The 23,091-nt window shown below is 34.1% G+C and carries 18 protein-coding genes; 9 read left to right on the top strand and 9 right to left on the bottom strand.

Annotated features, from left to right (window positions below; translation table 11 throughout):
• Positions 1–326: 326 nt before the first annotated feature.
• The 3 genes from JMUB898_RS01250 (at position 327) to manA (ending at position 5,211) form a co-directional block, all read left to right on the top strand.
• Positions 327–2,204: a BglG family transcription antiterminator gene (locus JMUB898_RS01250; protein ID WP_002444641.1), complete on the top strand. Its 1,878-nt coding sequence runs from the start codon at positions 327–329 to the stop codon at positions 2,202–2,204.
• Positions 2,205–2,282: 78 nt separating this feature from the next.
• Positions 2,283–4,262 carry a PTS fructose transporter subunit IIABC gene (locus tag JMUB898_RS01245; RefSeq protein ID WP_095323429.1) on the top strand — a complete coding sequence of 660 codons (1,980 nt, stop codon included), beginning with the start codon at positions 2,283–2,285 and terminating at the stop codon, positions 4,260–4,262.
• Positions 4,263–4,275: 13 nt separating this feature from the next.
• Positions 4,276–5,211 carry a mannose-6-phosphate isomerase, class I gene (gene manA, locus JMUB898_RS01240; protein ID WP_002444643.1) on the top strand — a complete coding sequence of 312 codons (936 nt, stop codon included), beginning with the start codon at positions 4,276–4,278 and terminating at the stop codon, positions 5,209–5,211.
• Between the two features lie 247 nt (positions 5,212–5,458).
• Here the strand turns inward: manA and JMUB898_RS01235 are convergent, their stop codons facing one another.
• Positions 5,459–8,314, bottom strand: a complete 2,856-nt coding sequence (locus JMUB898_RS01235; protein ID WP_002444644.1) for a YhgE/Pip domain-containing protein — start codon at positions 8,312–8,314, stop codon at positions 5,459–5,461.
• 306 nt (positions 8,315–8,620) lie between these two features.
• Between JMUB898_RS01235 and JMUB898_RS01230 the strand changes: the two genes are divergently transcribed.
• The 3 genes from JMUB898_RS01230 (at position 8,621) to JMUB898_RS01220 (ending at position 11,796) form a co-directional block, all read left to right on the top strand.
• Positions 8,621–10,672, top strand: a complete 2,052-nt coding sequence (locus JMUB898_RS01230) for an amidase domain-containing protein (protein WP_037541738.1) — start codon at positions 8,621–8,623, stop codon at positions 10,670–10,672.
• A 137-nt stretch (positions 10,673–10,809) separates the two neighbouring features.
• Positions 10,810–11,238 (top strand): GNAT family N-acetyltransferase, encoded by a 429-nt coding sequence (locus tag JMUB898_RS01225; RefSeq protein ID WP_002444646.1) that lies wholly within the window; start codon positions 10,810–10,812, stop codon positions 11,236–11,238.
• 138 nt (positions 11,239–11,376) lie between these two features.
• A complete protein-coding gene (locus tag JMUB898_RS01220) occupies positions 11,377–11,796 on the top strand; it encodes a hypothetical protein (protein ID WP_002444647.1) in 420 nt (139 codons plus the stop codon).
• A 236-nt stretch (positions 11,797–12,032) separates the two neighbouring features.
• On the opposite strand, the gene JMUB898_RS01210 is transcribed toward JMUB898_RS01220, so the two are convergent.
• From JMUB898_RS01210 to JMUB898_RS01200, 3 genes are all read right to left on the bottom strand, one after another.
• Positions 12,033–12,464 carry a GNAT family N-acetyltransferase gene (locus JMUB898_RS01210; RefSeq protein WP_037541740.1) on the bottom strand — a complete coding sequence of 144 codons (432 nt, stop codon included), beginning with the start codon at positions 12,462–12,464 and terminating at the stop codon, positions 12,033–12,035.
• A gap of 168 nt (positions 12,465–12,632) precedes the next feature.
• Positions 12,633–13,193: a cysteine hydrolase family protein gene (locus JMUB898_RS01205; protein WP_037541741.1), complete on the bottom strand. Its 561-nt coding sequence runs from the start codon at positions 13,191–13,193 to the stop codon at positions 12,633–12,635.
• Positions 13,194–13,334: 141 nt separating this feature from the next.
• Complete coding sequence (locus JMUB898_RS01200; RefSeq protein WP_037541742.1) at positions 13,335–15,341, bottom strand: hypothetical protein; 2,007 nt, start codon at positions 15,339–15,341, stop codon at positions 13,335–13,337.
• A 257-nt stretch (positions 15,342–15,598) separates the two neighbouring features.
• Here JMUB898_RS01200 and JMUB898_RS01195 point away from each other — a divergent pair, with 257 nt between their 5' ends.
• Both JMUB898_RS01195 and JMUB898_RS01190 read left to right on the top strand, forming a co-directional pair.
• Positions 15,599–16,027 carry an organic hydroperoxide resistance protein gene (locus tag JMUB898_RS01195; protein WP_037541743.1) on the top strand — a complete coding sequence of 143 codons (429 nt, stop codon included), beginning with the start codon at positions 15,599–15,601 and terminating at the stop codon, positions 16,025–16,027.
• A 239-nt stretch (positions 16,028–16,266) separates the two neighbouring features.
• Complete coding sequence (locus tag JMUB898_RS01190; protein WP_115177447.1) at positions 16,267–16,368, top strand: type I toxin-antitoxin system Fst family toxin; 102 nt, start codon at positions 16,267–16,269, stop codon at positions 16,366–16,368.
• Between the two features lie 129 nt (positions 16,369–16,497).
• Here JMUB898_RS01190 and JMUB898_RS01185 read toward each other — a convergent pair whose 3' ends face one another.
• Genes JMUB898_RS01185 through JMUB898_RS01170 form a run of 4 tightly spaced genes read right to left on the bottom strand, consistent with a single transcriptional unit; the run spans position 16,498 to position 20,890 of the window.
• A complete protein-coding gene (locus tag JMUB898_RS01185) occupies positions 16,498–17,115 on the bottom strand; it encodes a metallophosphoesterase (RefSeq protein ID WP_002444652.1) in 618 nt (205 codons plus the stop codon).
• A gap of 35 nt (positions 17,116–17,150) precedes the next feature.
• Entirely contained in the window at positions 17,151–18,800 is a 1,650-nt protein-coding gene (locus tag JMUB898_RS01180) for an ABC transporter permease (protein ID WP_002444654.1), read from the bottom strand.
• Position 18,801: 1 nt separating this feature from the next.
• Positions 18,802–19,842 (bottom strand): extracellular solute-binding protein, encoded by a 1,041-nt coding sequence (locus JMUB898_RS01175; RefSeq protein WP_070833299.1) that lies wholly within the window; start codon positions 19,840–19,842, stop codon positions 18,802–18,804.
• Positions 19,826–20,890 carry an ABC transporter ATP-binding protein gene (locus JMUB898_RS01170; protein WP_002444660.1) on the bottom strand — a complete coding sequence of 355 codons (1,065 nt, stop codon included), beginning with the start codon at positions 20,888–20,890 and terminating at the stop codon, positions 19,826–19,828. The genes JMUB898_RS01175 and JMUB898_RS01170 overlap by 17 nt, the downstream gene beginning before the upstream one ends.
• Before the next feature lie 138 nt (positions 20,891–21,028).
• Here JMUB898_RS01170 and JMUB898_RS01165 point away from each other — a divergent pair, with 138 nt between their 5' ends.
• Positions 21,029–21,922 (top strand): LysR family transcriptional regulator, encoded by an 894-nt coding sequence (locus tag JMUB898_RS01165; protein WP_095323431.1) that lies wholly within the window; start codon positions 21,029–21,031, stop codon positions 21,920–21,922.
• Positions 21,923–22,109: 187 nt separating this feature from the next.
• Here JMUB898_RS01165 and JMUB898_RS01160 read toward each other — a convergent pair whose 3' ends face one another.
• Positions 22,110–22,907, bottom strand: a complete 798-nt coding sequence (locus tag JMUB898_RS01160) for a hypothetical protein (RefSeq protein WP_002444664.1) — start codon at positions 22,905–22,907, stop codon at positions 22,110–22,112.
• Positions 22,908–23,091: the final 184 nt, after the last annotated feature.

Raw genomic sequence — 23,091 nt, 5'->3', positions numbered from 1 at the left:
TGGAAAAATTGCCTAACTGTTGAAAAACCTATATTATATTTATCTGAATTTTTGGTTTATTGTTAATATAACAATAGTTAAAATGATGGATAAATATTTATTCACTTATGTTTCCAGTGGCTCGCTTTTTTATATTTTTCTCAATGAGATTAAGTTAAATATTATTATTTTTTTATCATTCGAAAGTTTACTATTTCTCTTCTCTAAATATCTTACTCATTTTTCTATTCACCAAATGTGCGCTTGCCTATCCTGATGTTAGGGAGTACACTTTATTAGTAAAGTAAGCGTTTTCCTATTAAACTTTTGGAGAAGTGAGATGAACAATGATAAATAGACATATAAAACTAATTCAACTCTTATTGAACAACGCTCAAACATTTATTAGCGGGAATGAAGTCTCCAATTATTTAAATGTTTCCAATCGGACTGTGAGAAATGATATTAAAGTGATTAATGCTACCTTTATTGATGAAGTCATTGTGAGTGTTAAGTCGAGGGGATATCATTTAAATCTAGATCAGTACTCCGTTTCTTATATTGAGGATCAACTGAATGATTGGATTTTCAAAGAGAGAAAGTTGTTAATTACGATAGCTTATAAATTATTGATGGACGACCATACGTATACACTGAACGAACTGGCGGCACAGTTTCATTTATCTAAGAATGATGTGCTCGATTGTGTGACACGTTTACAGCATTGGTGTGAGAAATTCGATGTCACGATGGTCATTAAAAGGAAACAAGGCATTATGATTGACGCGAGTGCTTCAAACTTAAGTAATGCCATTCTTCATCTTAATCAACTCACCTCTAACGAAATTAAAGTGGAAGATTTAATCTTACAAGAATTGCCCCATGCACATATTCAACGTATTCATCATATTATTAAACAACATATCCAAGAAGCCGATTTACAAACTTCAGATAATCAAGTGCGTCAGTTACTTGTGCATTTAATCTTAATTATTAAAAGGTCGGCATCCGAAGAAGTAGAATGGGAAGCTCATCCCGACTCTTTAGATATTGCTCGACGATGTATTGCTGATATTAATCAACAACTTGGATATCAACTCACTGATGAAACAAGTCATTTATTTTCATTTTTCATTAGCTACCATTTCAATCAGTTTGACTTGAGTTTTCAACGACTTTTTATTCAAGGATATATTCAAAGATTAATCCAATTGATGGAAGATACTGTAGATATTCCATTTTCTAAAGATTCCATTTTAAAAGAAAATATTTATATGCATTTTAGTCGTACGTATATTCGGTTAATGCGTAATGTTTATTTAAATAATCCGCTGACATCCGAGATTAAACAGTTGTATCCATTTATTTTTAATACGCTTTATAATGCGATTGCTCAATTATCGAAAGATACTGATATACAACTCAGTGAAGATGAAATTGCCTTTTTGACGATTCATTTTCAATCTTCTATTGAACGGCAAATGCAATCTACAATGAACGTCGTCATCGTATGTTACTATGGCTTAGGTGTCTCAACCCTATTAGCTGAAAGAATCAAGAAGTTGAGTCAGTCGATTTCTATCGTCGATACGCTCAAACTTGAAGATGTAGAACACTATGATTTCAGTCAAATTGATGTGCTCATTACAACGCATGATATCGACTTGTCGAATAATGAATTAAATTCTTTGCCGAAAGTTGTTAAAGTTTCGCCGTTATTTTCAAAAGATGATGAAAGAACAGTGGAACATCTCATTCAATCCTATAGAAATCCTACATTACAAAGAGACGCCTTATCGCCGATACAATTTGTGGTTGAATCTGACATTGAACATACTGGTTCCACCGTTGCGTTATCTATCTTTAAAAGAGCGCAAACAATCTTGGATGAACATCAAGCGACTTTAGATGGCTATATTGAATCCGCGATGGAACGCGAAAGACAATCTTCAACTTATATTGGAAACGCAATCGCTATCCCACACGGTAATCCGGAAAAGGTTCTAAAGTCACATGTTATTATATTTAAAACGATCGATCCTATCCCATGGAAGCAACATAATGTGAAGTTAGTCTTCTTTCTGGCGATTGCGAAAAAGGATGCACAGATGATGAAGAAAATCATTCAATCGATTGCTCAGCTTGATGAACATACGGTCGATCAATGGTGTGTGTTAGATGAGGTTGCTTTGAAGAATAAGTTAATCGCACGAATTAGAGAATAATTGCCACTAATAACGGCAATTATTCTTTTTTATATAGCATTGAATACGCTTACACTTTAATAAAGGAGAGTGAAAGCTATGAAAATACTTGCTATAACATCATGCCCGAATGGCATCGCCCATACATATATGGCTCAAGAGAAATTAGAACAAGCTGCTAAAGAAATGGGCGTAGACATCAAAGTCGAAACACAAGGCGGTGTAGGTGCGGAAAACATTTTAACTGCTAAAGAAATTAAAGAAGCAGACGGCATTATCATCGCAGCGGATCGACAAGTCGATTTATCTCGATTTAAAGGAAAACGTTTAATCAATGAAAATGTTCGCGAAGGTATCCATCGCCCTAAAGAATTAATTCAACGTATCATCGATCAAGATGCACGTATCTATCATGGATCTGACTCAGACGCGTATGCTCAGTCAAATGATGCTGAGGATGACGAACATAAAAGCGGCATGCAAATGATTTATCAACACTTAATGAATGGTGTGTCTTTCATGGTTCCATTCATTGTTGTTGGTGGATTACTCATGGCTATCGCCTTAACTATTGGCGGTGAAACAAGTCCAAAAGGTTTAGTCATTCCAGAACATTCATTCTGGAAATCTATTGAAAGTATCGGTAGTTTATCTTTTAAATTCATGGTACCTATTCTAGCTGGTTACATTGCCGTTAGTATCGCCGATAAACCCGGCCTTGTTCCAGGTATGATTGGTGGTGCAATTGCGGCTGACGGTAGTTTATACGGTAGTACTGCAGGCGCTGGCTTCTTAGGTGGTATTGTCGCTGGTTTCCTTGCTGGTTATATCGCTAAATGGATTAAACAAATTAAAGTTCCGAAAGCGATGGCGCCAATTATGCCGATTATTATTATCCCTATTATTTCCTCGTTAATTGTAGGTTTAATATTCATCTTTGTTATTGGTGCACCGATTTCAAGTATTTTCGCTGCTCTGACGACATGGTTAAAAGGGATGCAAGGTGCCAACATTATTATTCTTGCTTTAATTATTGGTGCAATGATTGCCTTCGATATGGGTGGTCCTATTAATAAAGTAGCCTTTCTATTTGGTTCTGCACTCATTGCTGAAGGAAATTATGCAGTGATGGGAATGGTTGCTGTTGCAGTATGTACGCCTCCAATTGGTTTAGGTTTAGCAACATTTATCCAAAAGCGTAAGTTCAATAAGTCTGAACGAGAAATGGGTAAAGCCTCATTTACAATGGGACTCTTTGGAATTACTGAAGGTGCCATACCTTTCGCTGCTCAAGACCCACTTAGAACAATTCCGGCTAATATGATTGGTGCGATGGTGGCTTCTGTTATTGCGGCACTCGGTGGCGTAGGCGATAGAGTTGCTCACGGTGGCCCTGTTGTGGCAGTACTTGGCGGTATTGATAAGGTGCTGTGGTTCTTTATTGCTGTCATTATTGGTAGTTTAGTCACAACGTTAGCGGTTTTAATTTTCAAGAGACATTCACCTGCAAATGACGTGAATACGTTAGCGACTGACACTGGCTTGGAAAATGAAGAACCAACAGCAAACGATACTTCTTCACAAAATAGTGTAGCTACTTCAGCGCAACAAGAGGCATCAACAGCGAAGCATACTGAAGATCATGTATTTAGCGAAGACATTATCGATATTTCAAAATCTGAACTCACTCGAGATGAGGCAATAGATACACTTCTTTCAAAATTAAATGAACATCATTATATCTCTGACGTAGAAACAGTCAAAGACGCGATTCTTAAACGAGAAGCAGAGTCAACAACAGCTATCGGAATGAACGTAGCAATTCCTCACGCGAAATCAAATGCGGTGAAACAACCTGTAGTAGCAGTTATGAGTAATAGAAAAGGCATTCAATGGGAAAGTCTTGATGGTTCATTACCACAATTGGTATTCCTTATCGCTGTTCCAAATGACAGTAACGATACACATTTAAGACTATTACAACGTTTATCAAAATCACTCATGCATGACGATACAAGAGACAGACTCGTACACGCTCAAGATAAAAGTGAAATCTACAATATTTTAAAAGGGATATAAAGGAGTGTAAGACATGGTATTATTTCTCGAACCTGTATTTCAAGAAAGAATTTGGGGTGGCTCAGCTTTAACACAGTTCGGATATGATATTCCAAGTAATTCAACAGGAGAATGTTGGGCTATTTCAGCTCATAAAAATGGTCCTAACGTCATTCTAAACGGCAAACATCAAGGTAAAACACTAGACCAAGTATGGGATGATGATAGAGCGTTATTTGGGAATGATTCTAGCACACACTTCCCGCTTCTAACTAAAATTTTAGATGCACATGATCAACTTTCTGTCCAAGTGCATCCTAACGATGACTATGCCCTTCAACATGAAGGCGAATACGGTAAAACAGAATGTTGGTACATTTTAGATGCAGAACCTGGAGCTGAAATTATTTATGGTGTAGATGCTGATTCACAAGCAGAGCTTCATCAATTGATTGATAACAAAGACTTTGATCATTTATTTAAACATGTACCTGTTCATCCTGGTGAATTCTATTATGTTCCTGCTGGTACTGTTCATGCCATCGGTTCAGGCATTCTTATTTTAGAAACGCAACAATCCTCAGATACAACCTATCGTATTTATGATTATGATAGAAAGGATAGTCATGGACATACGCGTGAATTACATTTGGAACAGAGTAAAGATGTTATTGATATTTCAAATCGACAACCTAACACGTCTCCTCTTACCAAAGAGATAGATGGTAACACGTACACGCAATTTGTTGCGAATGAATTCTTCACTGTTGAAAAGTGGACGATTAATCATAAAATGCAATGGGATAAACCACATGCCTATTGCTTAGTTTCGGTGATTGATGGCGAAGGTAAAATCTTAATCGATGATAAACCTTACGACATTAAAAAAGGCATGCATTTCATTCTTACTTCAGAAGATCAAACAATCACATTTGAAGGAAACATCGAACTCATCATCAGCCATCCTTAAAGTATGCTTCCCCTCAGCTACAGTTATAATTGGGAGAACTATAGATAAAGACTGAATTTTAGTGAACAAACAAATTATTGATGGCGACACGCCTGCAGGAATAGCATGCGTCTTGAGACTACAGGCTCAAGCCATGCCCGTGGCAAGGGAGCTAATCAATACGAAGTGAAGTATTGATAAAAATAAAAGTAATTATTAAAAAATCCCCTCGAATTGAACGGTACAATTCGAGGGGATTTCGCATGTCTTATTCAGTTACTTTACTTTCTGCTGCTCGTTTAGCAATTTTACGCATAAGCGGATCCATCACAGGTTTCATACAAACACCAAAGATAATAAATCCTAAACCAAATAACGTTAATACCACAACTTTAGTAATTAAAATTTCTGGTACTATGCCACCAACTGTTTCACGTAATGCATCAATCGCATAGGTGAACGGTAAATATGGTGAAATCGTTTGGAAGAATTGAGGTGCTGTTTGAATTGGGAATGTTCCTCCCCCGCCTGCAATTTGTAACACTAACAAGATAATTGCAACGGCTTTACCCGGATTTCCTAACATTGATACACATGTATATATAATCGAGTTAAATACTAGTGAACTAAACACAGCAATGGATACGAATAATACTGGCGATTCTACTGCTGCTTTTAAAATGACTAAGTCACCAATTGATACAATCAGTGCTTGAATCACACCTAACATGAAGAAGAATCCTGCTTTACCGAGATATATTTGTCTCTTCGTCAATATAGGTCGTAAATGTTCATGCTTGTTGTCGACACTTAGTAAGCTTACCATCAATAATCCGCCTACCCAGATTGACAATGCTGTATAGAACGGTGTCATACCTGAACCGTAGTCTTTAACTGGGAAGACATCTGTTGTTTTCTTATTGATAGGGTTAGCGATGGTATCGGCTTGTTTTTTTAAGTCATTCTTCAACGTATCGATTAATTTATCTACTGCGTCATCTTTATCTAGCTTCTTGAATACTTTATCTGCTTTTTTCAAGTCCTTTTCAACATCGGGCAGTTTATTCTCCGCGAAGTTTGCTAGAGAAGCTAAACCTTCTTTTGCACGAGGTTGATTCTCATTTAATAAATTAACGGCGTTGTCATAACGGTTGAATAACGCTGGTAAGTTTTGGTTCACAGATTGCGTCACATTCGCCAATTCTTGTTCTAATTGTGGTAAATCATTACGAACGAAATCAGCGGCTTGTGCGACATCTTTCTTCACTGTGGGGAAGTAATCTTGAGCTGTTCGCATTGCGTTAATATATGTTTGTTCGATGCCTGGTAACGCACTTTGAATCGTGTCAATTCGTTCTTTCCCTTTACTTAAGATGTCTTGACCTGCATTGATAACTTGGTTAATTGTATTAAGTTTTGATTGGATAGTTGATAACGTATTTTGACCTTTATTCAATTGGTCTGTAATTTCGTTGGACACAGATAATAACTTTTGGTTGAGTTCCTTTTTAATATATGAGCGGAACGCATCGAGATTGCTATTTAATTTCGGTAAACTACGTAACACTTTGACCGCTTCTGATTGACCTGAACTTCCATTTGATAGTGCGTCAATCAGTTGATTTGTTTTGCGCAGGCTATCATTAATTTGATTATTCGCTTGCTTAATTTGTTTAATTTCTTTTGATAAATCTACATGCTCACTTTTTTCTAATTCTGAAAGGATATCTATCATTTGTTGATTATATTTTGTGGCATTTTCCAAACGAGATTTAACATTATCCAATGGTTCTTTAAACTGTGTCGGTTTATCTGACGCGATAATACCATAGGATATATTCTTTAATGCTTTAATATCCTGTTGTGTGGCCTGAGCTTGTTTATCAGTCTGATTTGATAACGATAATAGAGATTCTGTGAGTGCTGTGTTCATAGATTTAACGTCATTGTCCGATAGTACAGTGTCACCTTTAGGCGAAGCATCTCCGTTTGTACTCACTTGGCTTGTATGCATATTTGAGTAACTTCTACCTGCGTCTTTATGTGTCTGATTGGCACTTTGTTGCGCTGTAGATTGTTGATTTCTTAAATCATTGTTTACTGCTCCATTCACGTCTTGTGCTCTGCCGGCAGCATCTTGATAGTCTTTAACACGCTGCTTCGCTTGAGTGAGGTAACCTTGGGCATCTGTCAATTGGTCATTTGCCACATCAATGCCTTGGCTCGCAATATTAACACCTTTATTTATCTTAGGAAATTGATTAGGAACGTCATTAGCTGCTACATTGAGAAGGCGTTCGATATTTGGCATGTAATCATTTAGCGCTAAGATTAATTTCGCTCTTTCATTGAGCGCTGGCACTGCTGCATTCACTGCATTTAATTTATCTTGTGCATCAGTAATATTGTCTTTATACTTACCTAAATCTCTAAATTTATTGGCATAATTATCTAACTCGTCTTGATGATTATTAAGATAGATTACTTTATCTGCAAATTCGTTAATTTTTGGTAGAGCATTGTTGGCTTGATAGACTGCATTTTTAATCTTATTTATAGTCGGAACGTTATCTTCTAATGTCAGTCCAACTTTATTTGCTTCACTTAACAGGGCTTGCGTCACAGTTTTGTTAAATTGTTCATTGGCCTTTTCAACAACAAGTGATGATCCCGTATCGGTAAGTTTAGCTGCTACGGCATTTATTTTTTGGTTCACTTTGAAGTTGACGTCTGCTTTTTGAGGATGCTTTCTTAGTGTGCCAGTGATTTCATGTGTGAATTTGCTTGGTATGTATATTCCAGCATAGTATTTACCCATTTTAATTTCATGATCCGCTTTCTCTCGACTGACGAATTGCCAATCAAAGCTGTCATTTTTCTTTAACGATTTCACCATTGAATCGCCAACATTAATTTTTTTACCTCTGATTTTATCCCCACTGTCCTCATTGACTACCGCTACTTTGATATGTCCGGTATTGCCATATGGGTCCCACATCGCCCATAAGTTGAACCACGCGTAGAATGAAGGAAGAATAGCTAAACCTATCAAGATAATCCATACTCCTGGTGTTTTTGCTACCCTTTTCAAATCTGTGATAAAGAGTTTTAGTGCGTTCTTCATAGTCACTCTCCTATTAAGAAGATCTTTTATATTGATTGTTTCTATATTGATTATTTTCGTAAGGCTTATGTTCTATTCTCTTAAAAATGCCCTATTACATTAGATAATTAACATCACACTAACATTATTTTATAACATCTTTGAGAAATTAATTTATTTTTATAAGGAAGGTTTGTATAATAAATGTATTAAGGCGCATTACGTTTCGTTGATACATGTCAACAATATAAGTCATAAGTTAGATTATACCAAATTCTCAATTATTATCACACCTAAATCAAAAATTTTAGAGGGAGAAAGAATGAGATGTCTAAAAACAAATTATTAATTTATTTACTGTCCACAACCCTGATTATGCCCACATTTACAACGCAGACAGCCATTGCAAAAGATGACTCAGATGCCACACGTTCAAAGTCAAATGTGACGCAACATCATACACAGTCAAATGAAGATAAAACAACTGACACGGCTAAGACCCAACAAGACGATAAGCGTAATACCTCCTCTTCAAAGAAACAAGATAAAAAAGATAATTCTAAAAATGATAAACCTTCAACATCTTCTCAATCACATCAAACTACAACGGCAGTGACTGATAAAAATAAACGTGACCATACAAATTTAGTGGATGCATTTTATAATAATATTTCACAAAGCCAATCTAAAATGTCGAACCTTTTGAAAAGTGATAAATATGATCAAAGCTTTAGTTTAACAACGTTAATCCAAAATCTATTTAACTTTGACTCTGATATTTCAAATTATGAACAACCGGACACACAATCAAATCATTCAACCACAACGTCGCAAAACGATTCCAATAGCAATGCTTCCTCTACTTCTAACGACACATCAGCACCGAAACAAAATACAACATCTAACGGAAAGACTGAAGACAAGTCATCATCACAATCTAAAACTCAGTCGCAACATAATAGCAATTCAGCCTCAAATGTAGAATCAGATGATTCAAAAGTGAGCGATGCATTATCACAATGGGAAAAAGAAGATGGTAAAAAGGACACTTCTTCTCAACAAAGACATTCAAATAAAGATACATCACAGGAATCACCAACTCAGTCGCAACATCAAAATTCAAAACAAACTCAACCATCTCACTCTGAAGGACAGAACAAGGGTTCAAGTATGTCCGACTCAGCATTGGATGCTATTCTAGACGAATATAGTGAAGATGCAAAGAAAACTCAGTCAAACTATAAACAAAATAAAGATGCAAGTCATAAAGCATCGACAAACTCTAAGTCGTCTCATAATGAGAATCCGCAATTACCTACAAATGATGAGTTAAAACACAAATCTAAGCCTGTTCAATCATTTGAGGACAATGTAAAACAAAATAACACGCGTTCTACAAGTTTATTCCAACAAATTCCTCAATTAGAAGATGGTCAAGTTGAGGAAGACAATTTCAATGTGGTAGACAGTCAAGATACACGTCAATTTATTAAATCTATAGCTAAACATGCGCATAAAATTGGTCAAAAAGAAAATATCTATGCTTCAGTTATGATGGCACAAGCGATTTTAGAATCTGACTCTGGTAAAAGTACTTTAGCACAATCACCAAACTTTAATTTATTCGGTGTTAAAGGGAATTATAATGGACAATCGGTTAACTTTAATACATTAGAAGCTGGTACTGATAATCAGATGTTTAATATAAATGCAGGATTCCGTAAATACCCTAATTTGAAATCTTCACTTCAAGATTATGCTGATTTAATTAAGCATGGTATTGATGGTAATCCAGACATTTATAAGCCAACATGGAAAGATGAAGCATTAACATATAAGGATGCGACTTCACATTTATCACATTCTTATGCAACCGATCCTGATTATGCTAAGAAGTTAAATAGTATCATTAAGCATTACAATTTAACTGAATTTGATAAAAAACGTATGCCAAATCTTAAGAAATATACTAAGTCAATTGGTACGGATACGTCTGGAAGTGACTTCAAACCTTTCGTAGAGAGTAGTAAGGCTTCCCCTTATCCTCAAGGACAATGTACTTGGTATGTTTACAATCGTATGGAACAATATGATGCTTCACTTGATGGCAATTTAGGTGATGCGCACAATTGGAATAATCGGGCTGAAAGCGAAGGCTATTCTGTTACACATTCACCTAAAAATCATACCGCTGTTGTCTTCGAAGCCGGTCAACTTGGCGCAGACACTCAATATGGTCATGTCGCTTTCGTTGAAAAGGTAAACGATGACGGTTCTATCGTTATTTCAGAATCTAATGTTAAAGGTCTAGGTGTCATTTCTTACAGAACTATAGATGCTGCTGACGCTTCAGATTTAGATTATATTCAAGGGAAATAATGTATGAGAAAGGTTGGATTGGGACATTAAGCTCTCGAGTTAGTACAAAAAGGCAATTTCTATTGAATGATTATAGAAATTGCCTTTTTCATTAGTTAAAGGTAAACAAAATCAATTGAGTAAAGTGGGTAAAATCAATGATAGAACATTTAAAAAAGAAAAATAGAAAAACACTAAAAACCTTAGGAAATATTTGGCTTAATGCTAATTTAGATACACATACCTTCATTGATAGTTTTTATTGGATAGACAACTATAGTAACGTCCTCACTTATTTAAAAGACTCAGATATATATGTGTATAAGAATAATAATCAAATTGTCGCATTTTGTGGATTACGAAATAATTATATCGCTGGATTATTTGTTAAAGAAGAATATAGAGACAAAGGAATCGGACATGCTCTCATGAAACATTTGCAGTCTGAATACAATGAACTTACATTAAAAGTATTTGCTCAAAATACAAGAGCTCTTCGTTTCTATAAACGGTTAGACTTTGTAACTATTGATTCAAGTATTGATAAAACAAATCATACAGAGCTATTAATGGAATGGAAAAAATAAGTAATTGAAATTATGCTTATTACTATCAAAATGCTTAAAAGAACATTCTCCACTCTCCATTTTATATATTTAATTATAAAATTTATAAAATAATATATTACGCACATCCTTTTATGGTATATTTTTAATATCAATAATATGGTGGTGAAAAAATTGAAAAGAATTTTGTTAATATTTTTTAGTTCTTTGTTAATTCTAGGTGCATGCGGCAAGGAATACAGTGTTAGCGATGTCACTGATCAATTTAAGAAAGATGGATTAAAAGTTCAGAATTTACATAAGATGTCACGAGAAGATTTTGGTGTAGCACCAATGAAAGCTGAAGAAGCTAAAATGTTTACTGTTAAAGATGATAAAAATGCTAGAATTATGAAGTTTAAAAATGAAGATGAATTAAAAGATACAAAAAAATACTACGATGAATTAGGAAAATCAAGCGCAGCATTCTACTCTCATACGTATGCTAAAGACAATATATTAATACAAATGAATGGCGAAATTAAAGAAGATGTTTTCAATAAATATAAAGACTCCATGAAAAAAGTTCTAGATCAATGACATTTAAAATGTTGCTATTTTAGATTTTAATTACTTCATTAAAATAATATATCTCTGATAGAGTTAGATTTTATGTCTAACTTTGAGTTTACTAGTGCGAATATAAAATTCACAAAATACAACATAAAAGATATTAAAAAATTAACAAATAATAGTGTTTTTGACACACCGAAACCCCCATCTTTTGGCATAAATTGGGGGTTCTTTTTGGTATTGACTATGCCGTCCCATTTTCACTACAGTTTAAGATGTAAAATAGGATAATTTTTTCCTTGTGCATCTTTTGGAGATTCTCCATACTTTTTAAACCCATTTTTAATATAAAATGCTACAGCATTAGGATTATCTTTATTCACATCTACATATTGAATTTTATGTTCACTGATTAAAGTTTGAAGTATTTCCGTTCCGTAACCTTTTCTAAAATATTGCGGATCTAGAAATAGCATTTCTAAGTTAGACTCATTAATTCCGGAAAACCCAACCGCTTCTTCACCTTCAAACCATAAGTGACCTTCAACGTATTGAAAATAAGTAGGTATTTCAGTTTGAAGTTGTAATCTATCATTCTCTTTTAAAAAATCATGTGTAGCAATGACTGAGCGTTCCCAAATGTCTAATGCTTTGGGATAGTGTTTTTCTTGAAGTTTAATTTTAGATAAGGTCATACATCCTCTCCCTTTCATTTATAAAATATACAAAACGTGAGGGCGGTAGAATTCATTGTCTCAACCTCACAAAGGTGAGTAAATCCGCTTTATTTTCTGGGAAATAAAACATAAGCACGTTCTCTAAATCATATAAAGAACATACTTATCTTTAGATTGATTGTAAATTTATAGATGATTTCTCCACGATTCTACGGATTCTATTTCGCAAGAACGTGTTAAAATTTGTTCTATAATAAAATCATGTTTATCTTTTGAACGATCTCCAATTGCATCTTCAAGTACCGTTATTTGGAAATCTTTATCCGCTGCCTCAAGCGCTGTACTTAAAACAACACCACTTGTTGAAATACCAGTCAATACAAGATGATTAATACGATTCGCTTGCAAGAACACTTCTAAACCACTACCTGTAAAAGCACTAAAGCGACGTTTCGTTAATATCGGTTCGTCTTCATCAGGTTCTAATTCGTCAATGATTTGTGCGAATTCATCGTTCTCTGTCATATTGATGCCACGTTGTTTAAAACTTGAGAATACGCGATTGTTTGGGGAAACATCTGCGAAATTTTTCTCTAAAGCAACACGCATGAAGACCACTGGTATATGATGTTCACGAGCAGCAGCAATGGCACGTTGGTTAGCCTTAATTAAACTATTGATTTGTGGTACATTATGCGCAATACCTTTTTGCATATCCATTACTAAAAGTGCTGTTTGATTCGTCATAGTCATACTCCTTTAATTATTTTCATGAACAGTTTAAATATTATAACGTTATTCCATTATATTTCTCCAATTATTTACTTAATTAAAAAGTCACCTGACCGTTTAATAAAAATTAAGACGTCCGGGTGACTTATTTATAAACTATTTCGTATGTTTGTGCTTACGACGGCTCTTCCAAATAAACATTATTCCTACTATTAGAGCAACAATTGCTATTGGTAAGGCACTTCGTTTAACTATTTTTCCTGTAGCTGGTAAAGAAATATTACCATCATCATTAAATAGACCACTTAACAAACTATCTCCTGAACCCAAAGATAAACCATTCTCAGGTGTTGGGGTATCAATGTTATTTACACCATCTAATAGAGAACCTTTAGAATTTAATCTATCGAATAGACTTGGGCCTTTAGTCAAATCAGATATTTGATTTAATAAATCAGCGAGTTGACCATTATGGTGTTTGTTTCCATGAATTCTATCTAGTAATGATGGTCTGTCTTTTATTGGTGATAAGATATAATCCAAATCATTCTTCGCTTTATGAACTTGTTTCTGAAGTTGTAATAAGTCGTTCACTTTACCATTAAGTGCAGATTGAATCAGTTTCAAAGCATCTGACTTATCATTTTGTATACGTGAAATGACTTCTGCTAACATTTTAGCTTTCTCTTGATTCAAGCGTGTGGCTAATATTGTTTCAATAGCTTCTTTTTTATTTTTAGCGTTATTTAATACTCCATTTAGAATATCATCTGATGTTGCATTGCCTTTTTTATCAAAGTCACGCTTAAGTTGGTTAACAATTTGAGCATTGCTTAGGTGACTATGTGCTAATTTTTTCGCAATCTTAGATGCTTCATTTTGACCTAGTCTTGTTGACATCAGTTGTTTGATTAATTTTTCTTTATCTTTAGATTGATCTAACATCGATTTCAAAATATCATCACTTGAGGTTGTCGCTAATGAATCCATTTGTTTTGCGATTTGGTTAGCAATTTGTTTATCTGATTGCTTACTAGTTTTAATTTGCTTCATGGCATTATCAGCTTCATTTTTACTCATGACACTATTGAGTATATTTTTCGTAGCTTGTGCTTTATCTTTTGAATTTTTAAGCTGATCCAATATGATATTTTGTTGTCCATTTAGTTTTTGCTGTGCTTTTTTAATTTCATTATTGAGTTTTTCTTTATTTCTTTCAGGTAGTTTTTGATTTTCATCCACTTTTTTCTTAAGTGCGTTTAAATTCGTTTGCTTTTGATTTAGATAGTTATTTATATCGTTATGTTGTGCCTGAGCTTTTGCAAGTGCATGTGTAATTTTATCACTACCTTTTAAATGCTCAGTAATTGTACCAATCTTTTCATCAACGTTAGGGGTTTCATCGTTGATTGAAGACTTTAAGTTATCGATATCAGAATGTGCCTTTTCTAAGTGATCTTTATCCTCTGTTGACACATTTTTAGAATCATTAGATGGTTTATGTTCTGTATTCTTTGATGTCGATTGATCCTCTGAGTCAGCTGAATTGACATCTTCTTTAATCTTATCTAATTTACTGAAAATAGTTTGATCATCAGCATTGTCATCTGTATTTTTTTGTGTCTTTTCTGATAAGTCTCCGTCATCAGCAATACTATCATTAGCATTTTCTGAATGATTTGAACGACCATCTTCTTCATTTTTATGGGTATCTGCAACACTATTTTGTTGAGGGTTATCAACTTTATCAGATATATCATTTAATTCTGTTAGAAATTGATCTAACTCCTTAGTTGTTTCTGAATCAGTATTTTTATCATCAGTAGCAGATGGATTTGAACTTTCTAATTGATTATTACGTTGTTTAGCATCTTCAATAATTTCATCAATATTTGACTTATCTTTAGCTTTGTCTATACGTGTTTGATAATTGTCTAAGTCTTCTTTAGTCAATGATTTTAATTGATTAAGGTCTTTTTTCGCTTGTTCAATACGATGACTAAGTGACTCATTTGGGGATTGATAATGATGCGTTGGCGTTTCGGTTGAATCTGCTTGAGTATCTTTTGTAAGCCCATAGCCAATCAATGTTCCACTCATAAGTAATACGGAACATGACATTTTTACATACACGCCAAATTGATGCTTTCGTGTCTGTTTCATTCTCTTCCGCTCTCCTTTTCTATTAGATTTCCCAATTTTAAATTCAATGCCATTATATAACATTTCACAGAAAGATACACTTCTCATTTTTAATAAACTCTTTTTGATTTTTGTATATTATTTAAAAAAATAATTAAATATAAATACATATTACTTGTAATTAGAAGTTAATAACTATTATACTTCGATGTAACCTTGATTAGTTAACGTTTATATCTAATCAAGTGTAATCTAAAGTGATTAAGGAGTTTTTCAAAATGACAAAACCTCTCTATACTACTACAATGATTTCAAATGGTGGCCGTGACGGTCGAGTATTTAGCCCAGACAATACGTTTGTTCAAAACCTTGCAACACCTAAAGAAATGGGCGGTCAAGGCGGCAATGATACGAACCCTGAACAATTATTTGCGGCCGGATATAGTGCTTGCTTCAACAGTGCTTTATCATTGATTTTATCTCAAAACAAAGTAAACGATGCGAATCCTGAAGTAGAAATTACAATTGAATTGATTAAAGATGAAACTGATAATGGTTTCAAACTTGCTGCAGATATTAAAGTGACACTTGAAAACATTTCACAAGAAGATGCTGAAAAATACGTAGAACAAGCACATCAATTCTGCCCTTACTCTAAAGCAACACGTGGTAATATCGACGTTCAATTAGAAGTAACAGCACAATAATTTAGATATAAATAAAGCGTAAGTTACATTCATTATCGCGTATGTGCAAGAACCATACACATTACAATGTAGCTTACGCTTTTTCAGAAATTCAGCAATTATCCATGCATTTTATTAGATATAGATAAATAATTTATTTTATATTATTAAAATTATATACAAACGTCTTATCACCACAGTATAATAGTTGTGTCGTCTACCTTAGACGTCAATTGACGTTGAAGGGAGGTGTCTAGCCGATGCTAGATATTTTAATTAATATCACAACTACAATTATAAGTGGTTGTTTCGTTGCGATGTTTACACATTGGCTACGTAATCGCAATAAGAAAAGACGATAAAACCACACCATTAAAAATCCCCTTACTACTGATGATAGTAAGGGGATTCGGTGTTTAACCTATATGCTAGATATTTTATAAATGTATTATAACACTTAACATTTCATTTTGCAATAATATCTAGGCATCCTATTTCAATTTAATCCGACGCTCTTGGATTATAGCATCCTTATCAGATACCTTAACAGAATATTGTCTTTGAGACGTTAAATCTAGTAATGTTAAGTATTGATTATGACCTGCACCAGTGTCTATATCTATGATGTTGTGTTCAATATGGATATGATCCTTTTTATAACCTAACCGATAATTAGGAATATGACCATGAATCACAACTTTGTTTCTTGGTAAATATTGATTTAAATTTCCTGGAGTATGGCCTGTTACCACTGCTCTTGATTGTTTGCGCATCGATTTACTTGTATCAATACCCGCATGTACGAAGATGTATTGATCTATCACTTTATAATATGGGAGTTGATTGATAAAGTGATGCCATTCAGTAGCCCGTTTATCTGTACGTTCTAGCCATCTCAACTCATGATTGCCCACTAATGCAATAGCACCATTCTTCACTAGTTGTTTAATTAATTTCAATGTGCCTATAGAATCTGGTCCATTATTTACATAATCTCCGATAAGAACAAGTTGATCTTTACTGTCATCATAGTGAGCTGCTTTAAGCAAATGCGATAAAGATTTACCATGTCCATGAATATCTGATGCTACTAATAATCTTTTAGACATGTCTTTTTCACGCTCCTCTCACTACTACTTTCGCTTTAAATCTTTTTCTTCCTTTGATATGTCTCTAATATGATTAAAATAATTGAAGTTATACCTATAGATAACAATGCCATAGCCATACCCTGTGCGGAATCACCTTGTTCGAACTGTCTGTAAATAAAAGTTGAAGATGTATCCGTGTTCGGTGGTCTTAACATGAGTGAAGCTACAAGTTCTCGCATTGATATACAAAAGATGAGTATCCATCCTGAAAAGATGCCTGGTCTTAATAAAGGTAATGTAATTGTTCTAAACAATGTCCAACCTTTACTTCCTGAAATTTCAGCCGCTTCAATAAGATTTTTACTTAATTGTTGATCAACCGTCCTTATATTCTGAACTGCATAAGGAATATAGAGTACTGTATAAGCAACCACTAATATAGAGATTGTATTATAGATTGGCAATGGATTAAATTTATTATTCCAGAATAGTATAAGACCAATCACCACTATAATGCCAGGCACAGTATTTGGTAGTAAACTTGAAAAGTCAATTAAACGTCCTAAACGATGACGCTTTCGAGTAATTAGAACGACCCACAATCCAATGACACTTGCAAGCGTAGCAGAAATTGTAGCCAACATGATGCTGTTGAATAAAGCAATGCCACCATTACCTGAAATGACAAGAATAAAATTATCAAGAGTGAAATTATTTAGATGAAATCCTGATGAAAGTTGTTTCATAAACGCACTCATGAAGATACTCGCGTAAGGTAGAATAATTGTAACAACCACTTCACATGCTACGAAGACATAACAAAGTATGTCCCATTTACTACGTTGATGCACCTTTACTTTATGCCCTTTTCCTGAATTAGAACTTATATTATTACGTGATTGGAACCATTGTTGTAACGCCCACACTGTCATGCTGACTGCTAATAATAGTGTTGATAACAATGCTGCCCTTTGAAAATCAATCGGCCATATCGAAGCACTATGATGAATTTCAGATGTAAGTACTTGAAAGCCAATTTTGTTACCCATTGTGACTGGTGTACCAAATTCTCCTATTGTTTTTACAAAAATAAGGAGCGCGCCCATGCTATAACCTGAAGCAAAAAGTGGTGCGATGATTTTTCTGAATCGGTAAAAGAACGTACCACCATATATTTCGGCTACCTCTTCTTGTGACTGATGGATATTCATAAGTGCATTTTTCAAGATAACATATAAAAATGGTGTCAGGTGGCAACTCATGATTAAGACCATCCCAAAGAAACTAAAGAAATACGGCGTGATATGGGAGAAAATGGGGCTGAGTTGGTCTAACAGCCCATTTCTCTGCATGGTCAGCATCCACCCCATTGATCCAATATAGGGTGGCGTCATAAATGGAATCATAATGATTAAATCTAACCATTGATATTTTGCGAGTGACGTTTTAGTCATGATGTAACTGAGCGGTAGAGCTATAACCGTACATAAAATAACGACTGAAACACCTAAAATAATTGAATTCCAAAGTATTTTAAGATGATACTGTTCTCCTAGTTGTTGTATGTGTTCACCAAATGTGCCACTTTCTCCTGGCGCAAACCCTTTAAAAAGTATTAAACATAAAGGTAAGATGATGAGCAGGAAAAGTACAATCAGTGCTAACACTTGGTTTAAACGTTTGATTGTCGCTGCTTTTCGCATATTATCTCATCAATTCCGTGAATTTTTTCAATACTTTTTCACTTTTATCGCTTAAATTATTCCAATCGTATTTATATTCCTTAATATCTTTACGTTTTGCTTTACCTTTTTTCTTTTCAGCTGATTGGTCTGCTGGAATAAGGTAATGATCATCGACTTGTTTTTGACCTTTTGAACTTGTGACATAATCCATGTATTTTTTAGCTAAATCTTTATGTTTTGAAGATTTTAAAATAAATGCAGGGCGTGGTGAAATAGCTGTACCTGACTTAGGATATTTAATATCTACCGGTTCTCCTTTTGCTTTAGCGGCGTACACCATATAATCTACTCCGCCATAAACGACGTCATTTTCTCCTTTGATAACAGACTCTAATGCTGGTTTATTCGCGCCTGCTAATTTCATGCCATTCTTTTTCAAATCTTTATATTCATCCCAAGCTTTATTACCTTCATTATTAACTTTGATTGATAATAAATCTAAAGCTGTCCCTGATTCTGAAGGATCTGGAACCGCAATTTTATCTTTATATGTTGCTTTCGTTAAATCTTTATCGTCTTCAGGTGGATGTTTTACATTTTTAGTATTATAAGATAGACCTAAAGCACTTCCACTAAAACCGTAGTAGTAACCATCTTTGTCTATCCAATCTTTATATAACTTTTTATGATTTTTAACTTTATACGGTTCAATTAATCCCTTTTTCTTATAATCTAAAGCTGCTGGTAGTGATGCAAGTTGTACAACGTCAGCTTTAGGATTATCTTTTTCAGCTTCTAAACGTCCTAGAATTTCACCTGTCGTACCTTGGAAAACTTGAACTTTTTTACCGGTTTGCTTCTCAAATTGCTTCACCATATCATTAACTAAATTGTCAGGACCTGCTGCGTATAAAACGAGTTTGTCTTTATTGTTTCCGTCATTTGAACTCGATTTTGAATCTTTACTCCCTTTGTCGCCATTTTCTGGTTTATTTTGACATGCTGCTAATACAACTACAGTCGCAATTAAAATTAAAATGTATTTAGTGAACTTCTTCATGTTTAGTGTCCCCCATTTTTATGAAATAATTTTCAGGAATATCGAAAGTTAAATGAATCGTCTCATTCTCTTGAAAATACTTACTATCGTAAAACATGATATCCACACCATTCGACGTAGCCGTGTATTGGTAACGTTCACCAGTGAAGCTGACTGTTTGAATGGTTGCAGGTGTAGCCTCTGAATGGTCATGCTCTTGAATATGAACATGTTCTGGGCGGATTAATACACCATATTTCCCTTCTTGATCTTGGATAGAATGATTAAGTTGAAAACCCTCATTTGTGCTTAATACTTGATTGTGGATTATACCTTCTAAATAGGTTCCCTTTCCTATGAAGGTCGCTACTTCTTTATTCTTAGGATGGTGATATAATTCTTCTGGCGTGCCATATTGCACAATCTGTCCATTCGACATCACTGCCACATCATCTGACATACTCATGGCCTCATATTGATCATGCGTTACAAAAATAGCGGTCATGTGATATGTTTTTATCAATTTTTGAATTAATATCTGCATATCTTCCCTCAAACTTGCATCTAGCGCTGATAAAGGCTCATCCATTAATATGAGTTGAGACTGTGAAATAATCGCTCTTGCTAATGAAACACGTTGTTGTTGTCCTCCCGAAAGTTGATGAATGGCTTTGTCATAATGCTCTTCTAAATGAACTTCTTTTAATGCTTGCATGACCCGCGTTTTCAAATTTTTAGTATCTTTCTTAACTTTCAATGGATACGCTACATTTTGAAAGACTGACATATGTGGCCACAATGCGAAATCTTGAAAGACCATCCCTAAATCTCTTTGTGCCGGTGGAACATATGTATGCTGGCGTGAATCATAATATGTGCAATGATTATGGACAATACTTCCAGAATCTGGTGTTTCCAAACCAGCTATCAGTCTTAGCAATGTTGTCTTGCCACAACCCGAAGCGCCCAATAAAGAAACAAATTTGCCACTTTCAATTGTCAAATCAATATCATGAATCACTGTTTTCGAACCGAATGATTTTTTAATATTTTGGAGTTCTAAAACCACATCCTCACCTCTTTCAATTATTACTATAGAAAAAGATTGTTAATAATTATTAAATGAAATGTTAACGCTAACTCAAAAAAGTATATGTAATATGTATAAATGTATAGAGAAAATTTATATTTGGGGGTTGAAGCAAAGTTGAATACGAAGCAGTTGATGATTTTTAAGCAATTTGTAGAATTTCAAAATGAAAATGCCGTGGCTGAATCTATGAATATTACACAACCTACTGTCACTTTCCATTTGAAAAATTTGAATAAAAACTATGGCATTCCTTTGTATTATAAAAAAGGTAAACATTTTAAATTAACGGAAGCAGGCGAGTTGTTATATCGCAATACAACTAAACTCTTAAACTTAATGCAAGAAACGAACGAGGTCATGGCAGATTTTAAAGCCTCGAAGCGTGGAACTTTAAAAATTGGCGCAAGTCATGCACCTGTTTATCATATTTTACCTGAAGCGTTCAAAAACTATATGCATCATCATCCAAATATTCAAATTGATTTAACTGTTGATACAGCTCCGAATATTATTCAGAAATTAAGAAATAGGGAGATTGAAATTGCAGTAATCTCTGAAAATGGTTTTTATGAAAATGATTTAAAAGTTAAGCGTTTTATGGAGAATGAATTGATGGTGGCCATGTATAAAGATCATCCCCTTGCTCACCAACAAGAGTTAACTATGAAGGATTTAGAGCAATATGATTTTGTTATACATAGTGGCGGCTCTACTAGAGAAAGTATCGATGAGTGGCGACGTGATAATTTAGTCTCGCTACGTGCGCGTATGCAATCAAATAGTTTGAGTAGTATTCTAGAAACGATTAAACATTCTAAATACTTGAGTTTAATAAGTCATAGTGCGATTCAGCATCGTAATGACATTATTTGTAAAAAGGTCCCCAATGGACCAACACCAAGATATATCTCCATTGTTTATCGTGATGATTTATATTTAACTCCCGTAATTCAAAACTTTATTTCATTAATATACAATGTGAATTTTGAGGAAACGATGCAAAATTAAATGAGCTAGTCCCAAAATATAAAGAAACGTATATATGATTGGTAGTCTCATATACGAGCCCTTAAAATAGATTTGTTTAAACAAACATTTTAAGGGCTTTTATTATAGTTATGCAGTTCGCTCGTCTAGAATCGAATGATTGTTCTAAATGTGACTTATATTTAGGAGTAAAGCGCCTTTCACAAGTCTAGTAATTATCAAAAATAAGATTTGTTTTGAGTTGATCTTTCTTCTCATGAATGCCGAGCTGGTCTAATTTCTTAACAATTGCACTTTGTACGCGTTTTGCATCCTCCTCATTGTTTACCTTCGCTGAAATTTCTACTATATTTTGATTTTTAATATCCCAATTTTCAATTTTTACTTTATTACCATCAATATTTCCTTTATGACGTTCAAAATGAACTGGACCAATTAAGCTTGGTTGATTCATCTTATTTAATGTTTCACTATACGGCTTTTCTGCATGAGCTTTTAATATTTTCAAACTATCCTGTGCATTCGGCATAGCATTTTTTTCTAAATTCAAATTTTCTTTTGCCTCATTAGTTACACTAAGTGTTTCTTTATTTTCACCGAATTCAACCTCATATTCGTCGCCGTTATACCCTTCGGATTTAGCTTGTTGTATCGCACGAGAGACATCATGATTAGAAATCGGATAGCGTTTTTTGTATTGCAACTCGTGGTCATTGTCATCTTCAGATTTACGCAAACGATATGTCACATTATTTTGATAGTTAGTGCGGTTTGAATCATCTAAATATTGTACATTAAAATCTTCATCTTTATCACTAGAACCTAATGCTTCTAACACACTATGTTTAATATGACGATTGTCTTTTACCACTTTATGACTATCTGCATAAACCTTCACTTCATATTGGTCAGGTTGATTCGTTGCTGCTTGAACATTTTTAGTAATGCCACAACTAAGTAAAATAGAAGTCGTTATCATTCCTACTTTAATTAATGAATGTTTCATTTATTATCACCTCTACATTCAACTTAGCTTATTTTTTTGTAGTAAATATATGAATAAAGTGAATAGATATTAAACTTTTATAAATTTTTTAAATACGTACTTTTATAGAATTTATATTTCTACAACGATATGTCACACATTGTTTGAAATATCGCCCCCTTTACTTAAATATTCGTGTTTAAAG

The sequence above is a fragment of the Staphylococcus caprae genome (genome assembly GCF_003966625.1).
Lineage (GTDB): Bacteria > Bacillota > Bacilli > Staphylococcales > Staphylococcaceae > Staphylococcus > Staphylococcus caprae.
The sequence above is the reverse complement of the archived record's forward strand: the minus strand, read 5'-3'. Positions and strand labels throughout refer to the sequence as shown.

Excerpts from the sequence above, each read along its gene's own strand:
- JMUB898_RS01250 (WP_002444641.1), top strand. The coding sequence starts at position 327 with ATGATAAATAGACATATAAAACTAATTCAACTCTTATTGAACAACGCT.
- JMUB898_RS01245 (WP_095323429.1), top strand. The coding sequence starts at position 2,283 with ATGAAAATACTTGCTATAACATCATGCCCGAATGGCATCGCCCATACA.
- manA (WP_002444643.1), top strand. The coding sequence starts at position 4,276 with ATGGTATTATTTCTCGAACCTGTATTTCAAGAAAGAATTTGGGGTGGC.
- JMUB898_RS01235 (WP_002444644.1), bottom strand. The coding sequence starts at position 8,314 with ATGAAGAACGCACTAAAACTCTTTATCACAGATTTGAAAAGGGTAGCA.
- JMUB898_RS01230 (WP_037541738.1), top strand. The coding sequence starts at position 8,621 with ATGTCTAAAAACAAATTATTAATTTATTTACTGTCCACAACCCTGATT.
- JMUB898_RS01225 (WP_002444646.1), top strand. The coding sequence starts at position 10,810 with ATGATAGAACATTTAAAAAAGAAAAATAGAAAAACACTAAAAACCTTA.
- JMUB898_RS01220 (WP_002444647.1), top strand. The coding sequence starts at position 11,377 with ATGGTGGTGAAAAAATTGAAAAGAATTTTGTTAATATTTTTTAGTTCT.
- JMUB898_RS01210 (WP_037541740.1), bottom strand. The coding sequence starts at position 12,464 with ATGACCTTATCTAAAATTAAACTTCAAGAAAAACACTATCCCAAAGCA.
- JMUB898_RS01205 (WP_037541741.1), bottom strand. The coding sequence starts at position 13,193 with ATGACGAATCAAACAGCACTTTTAGTAATGGATATGCAAAAAGGTATT.
- JMUB898_RS01200 (WP_037541742.1), bottom strand. The coding sequence starts at position 15,341 with ATGAAACAGACACGAAAGCATCAATTTGGCGTGTATGTAAAAATGTCA.
- JMUB898_RS01195 (WP_037541743.1), top strand. The coding sequence starts at position 15,599 with ATGACAAAACCTCTCTATACTACTACAATGATTTCAAATGGTGGCCGT.
- JMUB898_RS01190 (WP_115177447.1), top strand. The coding sequence starts at position 16,267 with ATGCTAGATATTTTAATTAATATCACAACTACAATTATAAGTGGTTGT.
- JMUB898_RS01185 (WP_002444652.1), bottom strand. The coding sequence starts at position 17,115 with ATGTCTAAAAGATTATTAGTAGCATCAGATATTCATGGACATGGTAAA.
- JMUB898_RS01180 (WP_002444654.1), bottom strand. The coding sequence starts at position 18,800 with ATGCGAAAAGCAGCGACAATCAAACGTTTAAACCAAGTGTTAGCACTG.
- JMUB898_RS01175 (WP_070833299.1), bottom strand. The coding sequence starts at position 19,842 with ATGAAGAAGTTCACTAAATACATTTTAATTTTAATTGCGACTGTAGTT.
- JMUB898_RS01160 (WP_002444664.1), bottom strand. The coding sequence starts at position 22,907 with ATGAAACATTCATTAATTAAAGTAGGAATGATAACGACTTCTATTTTA.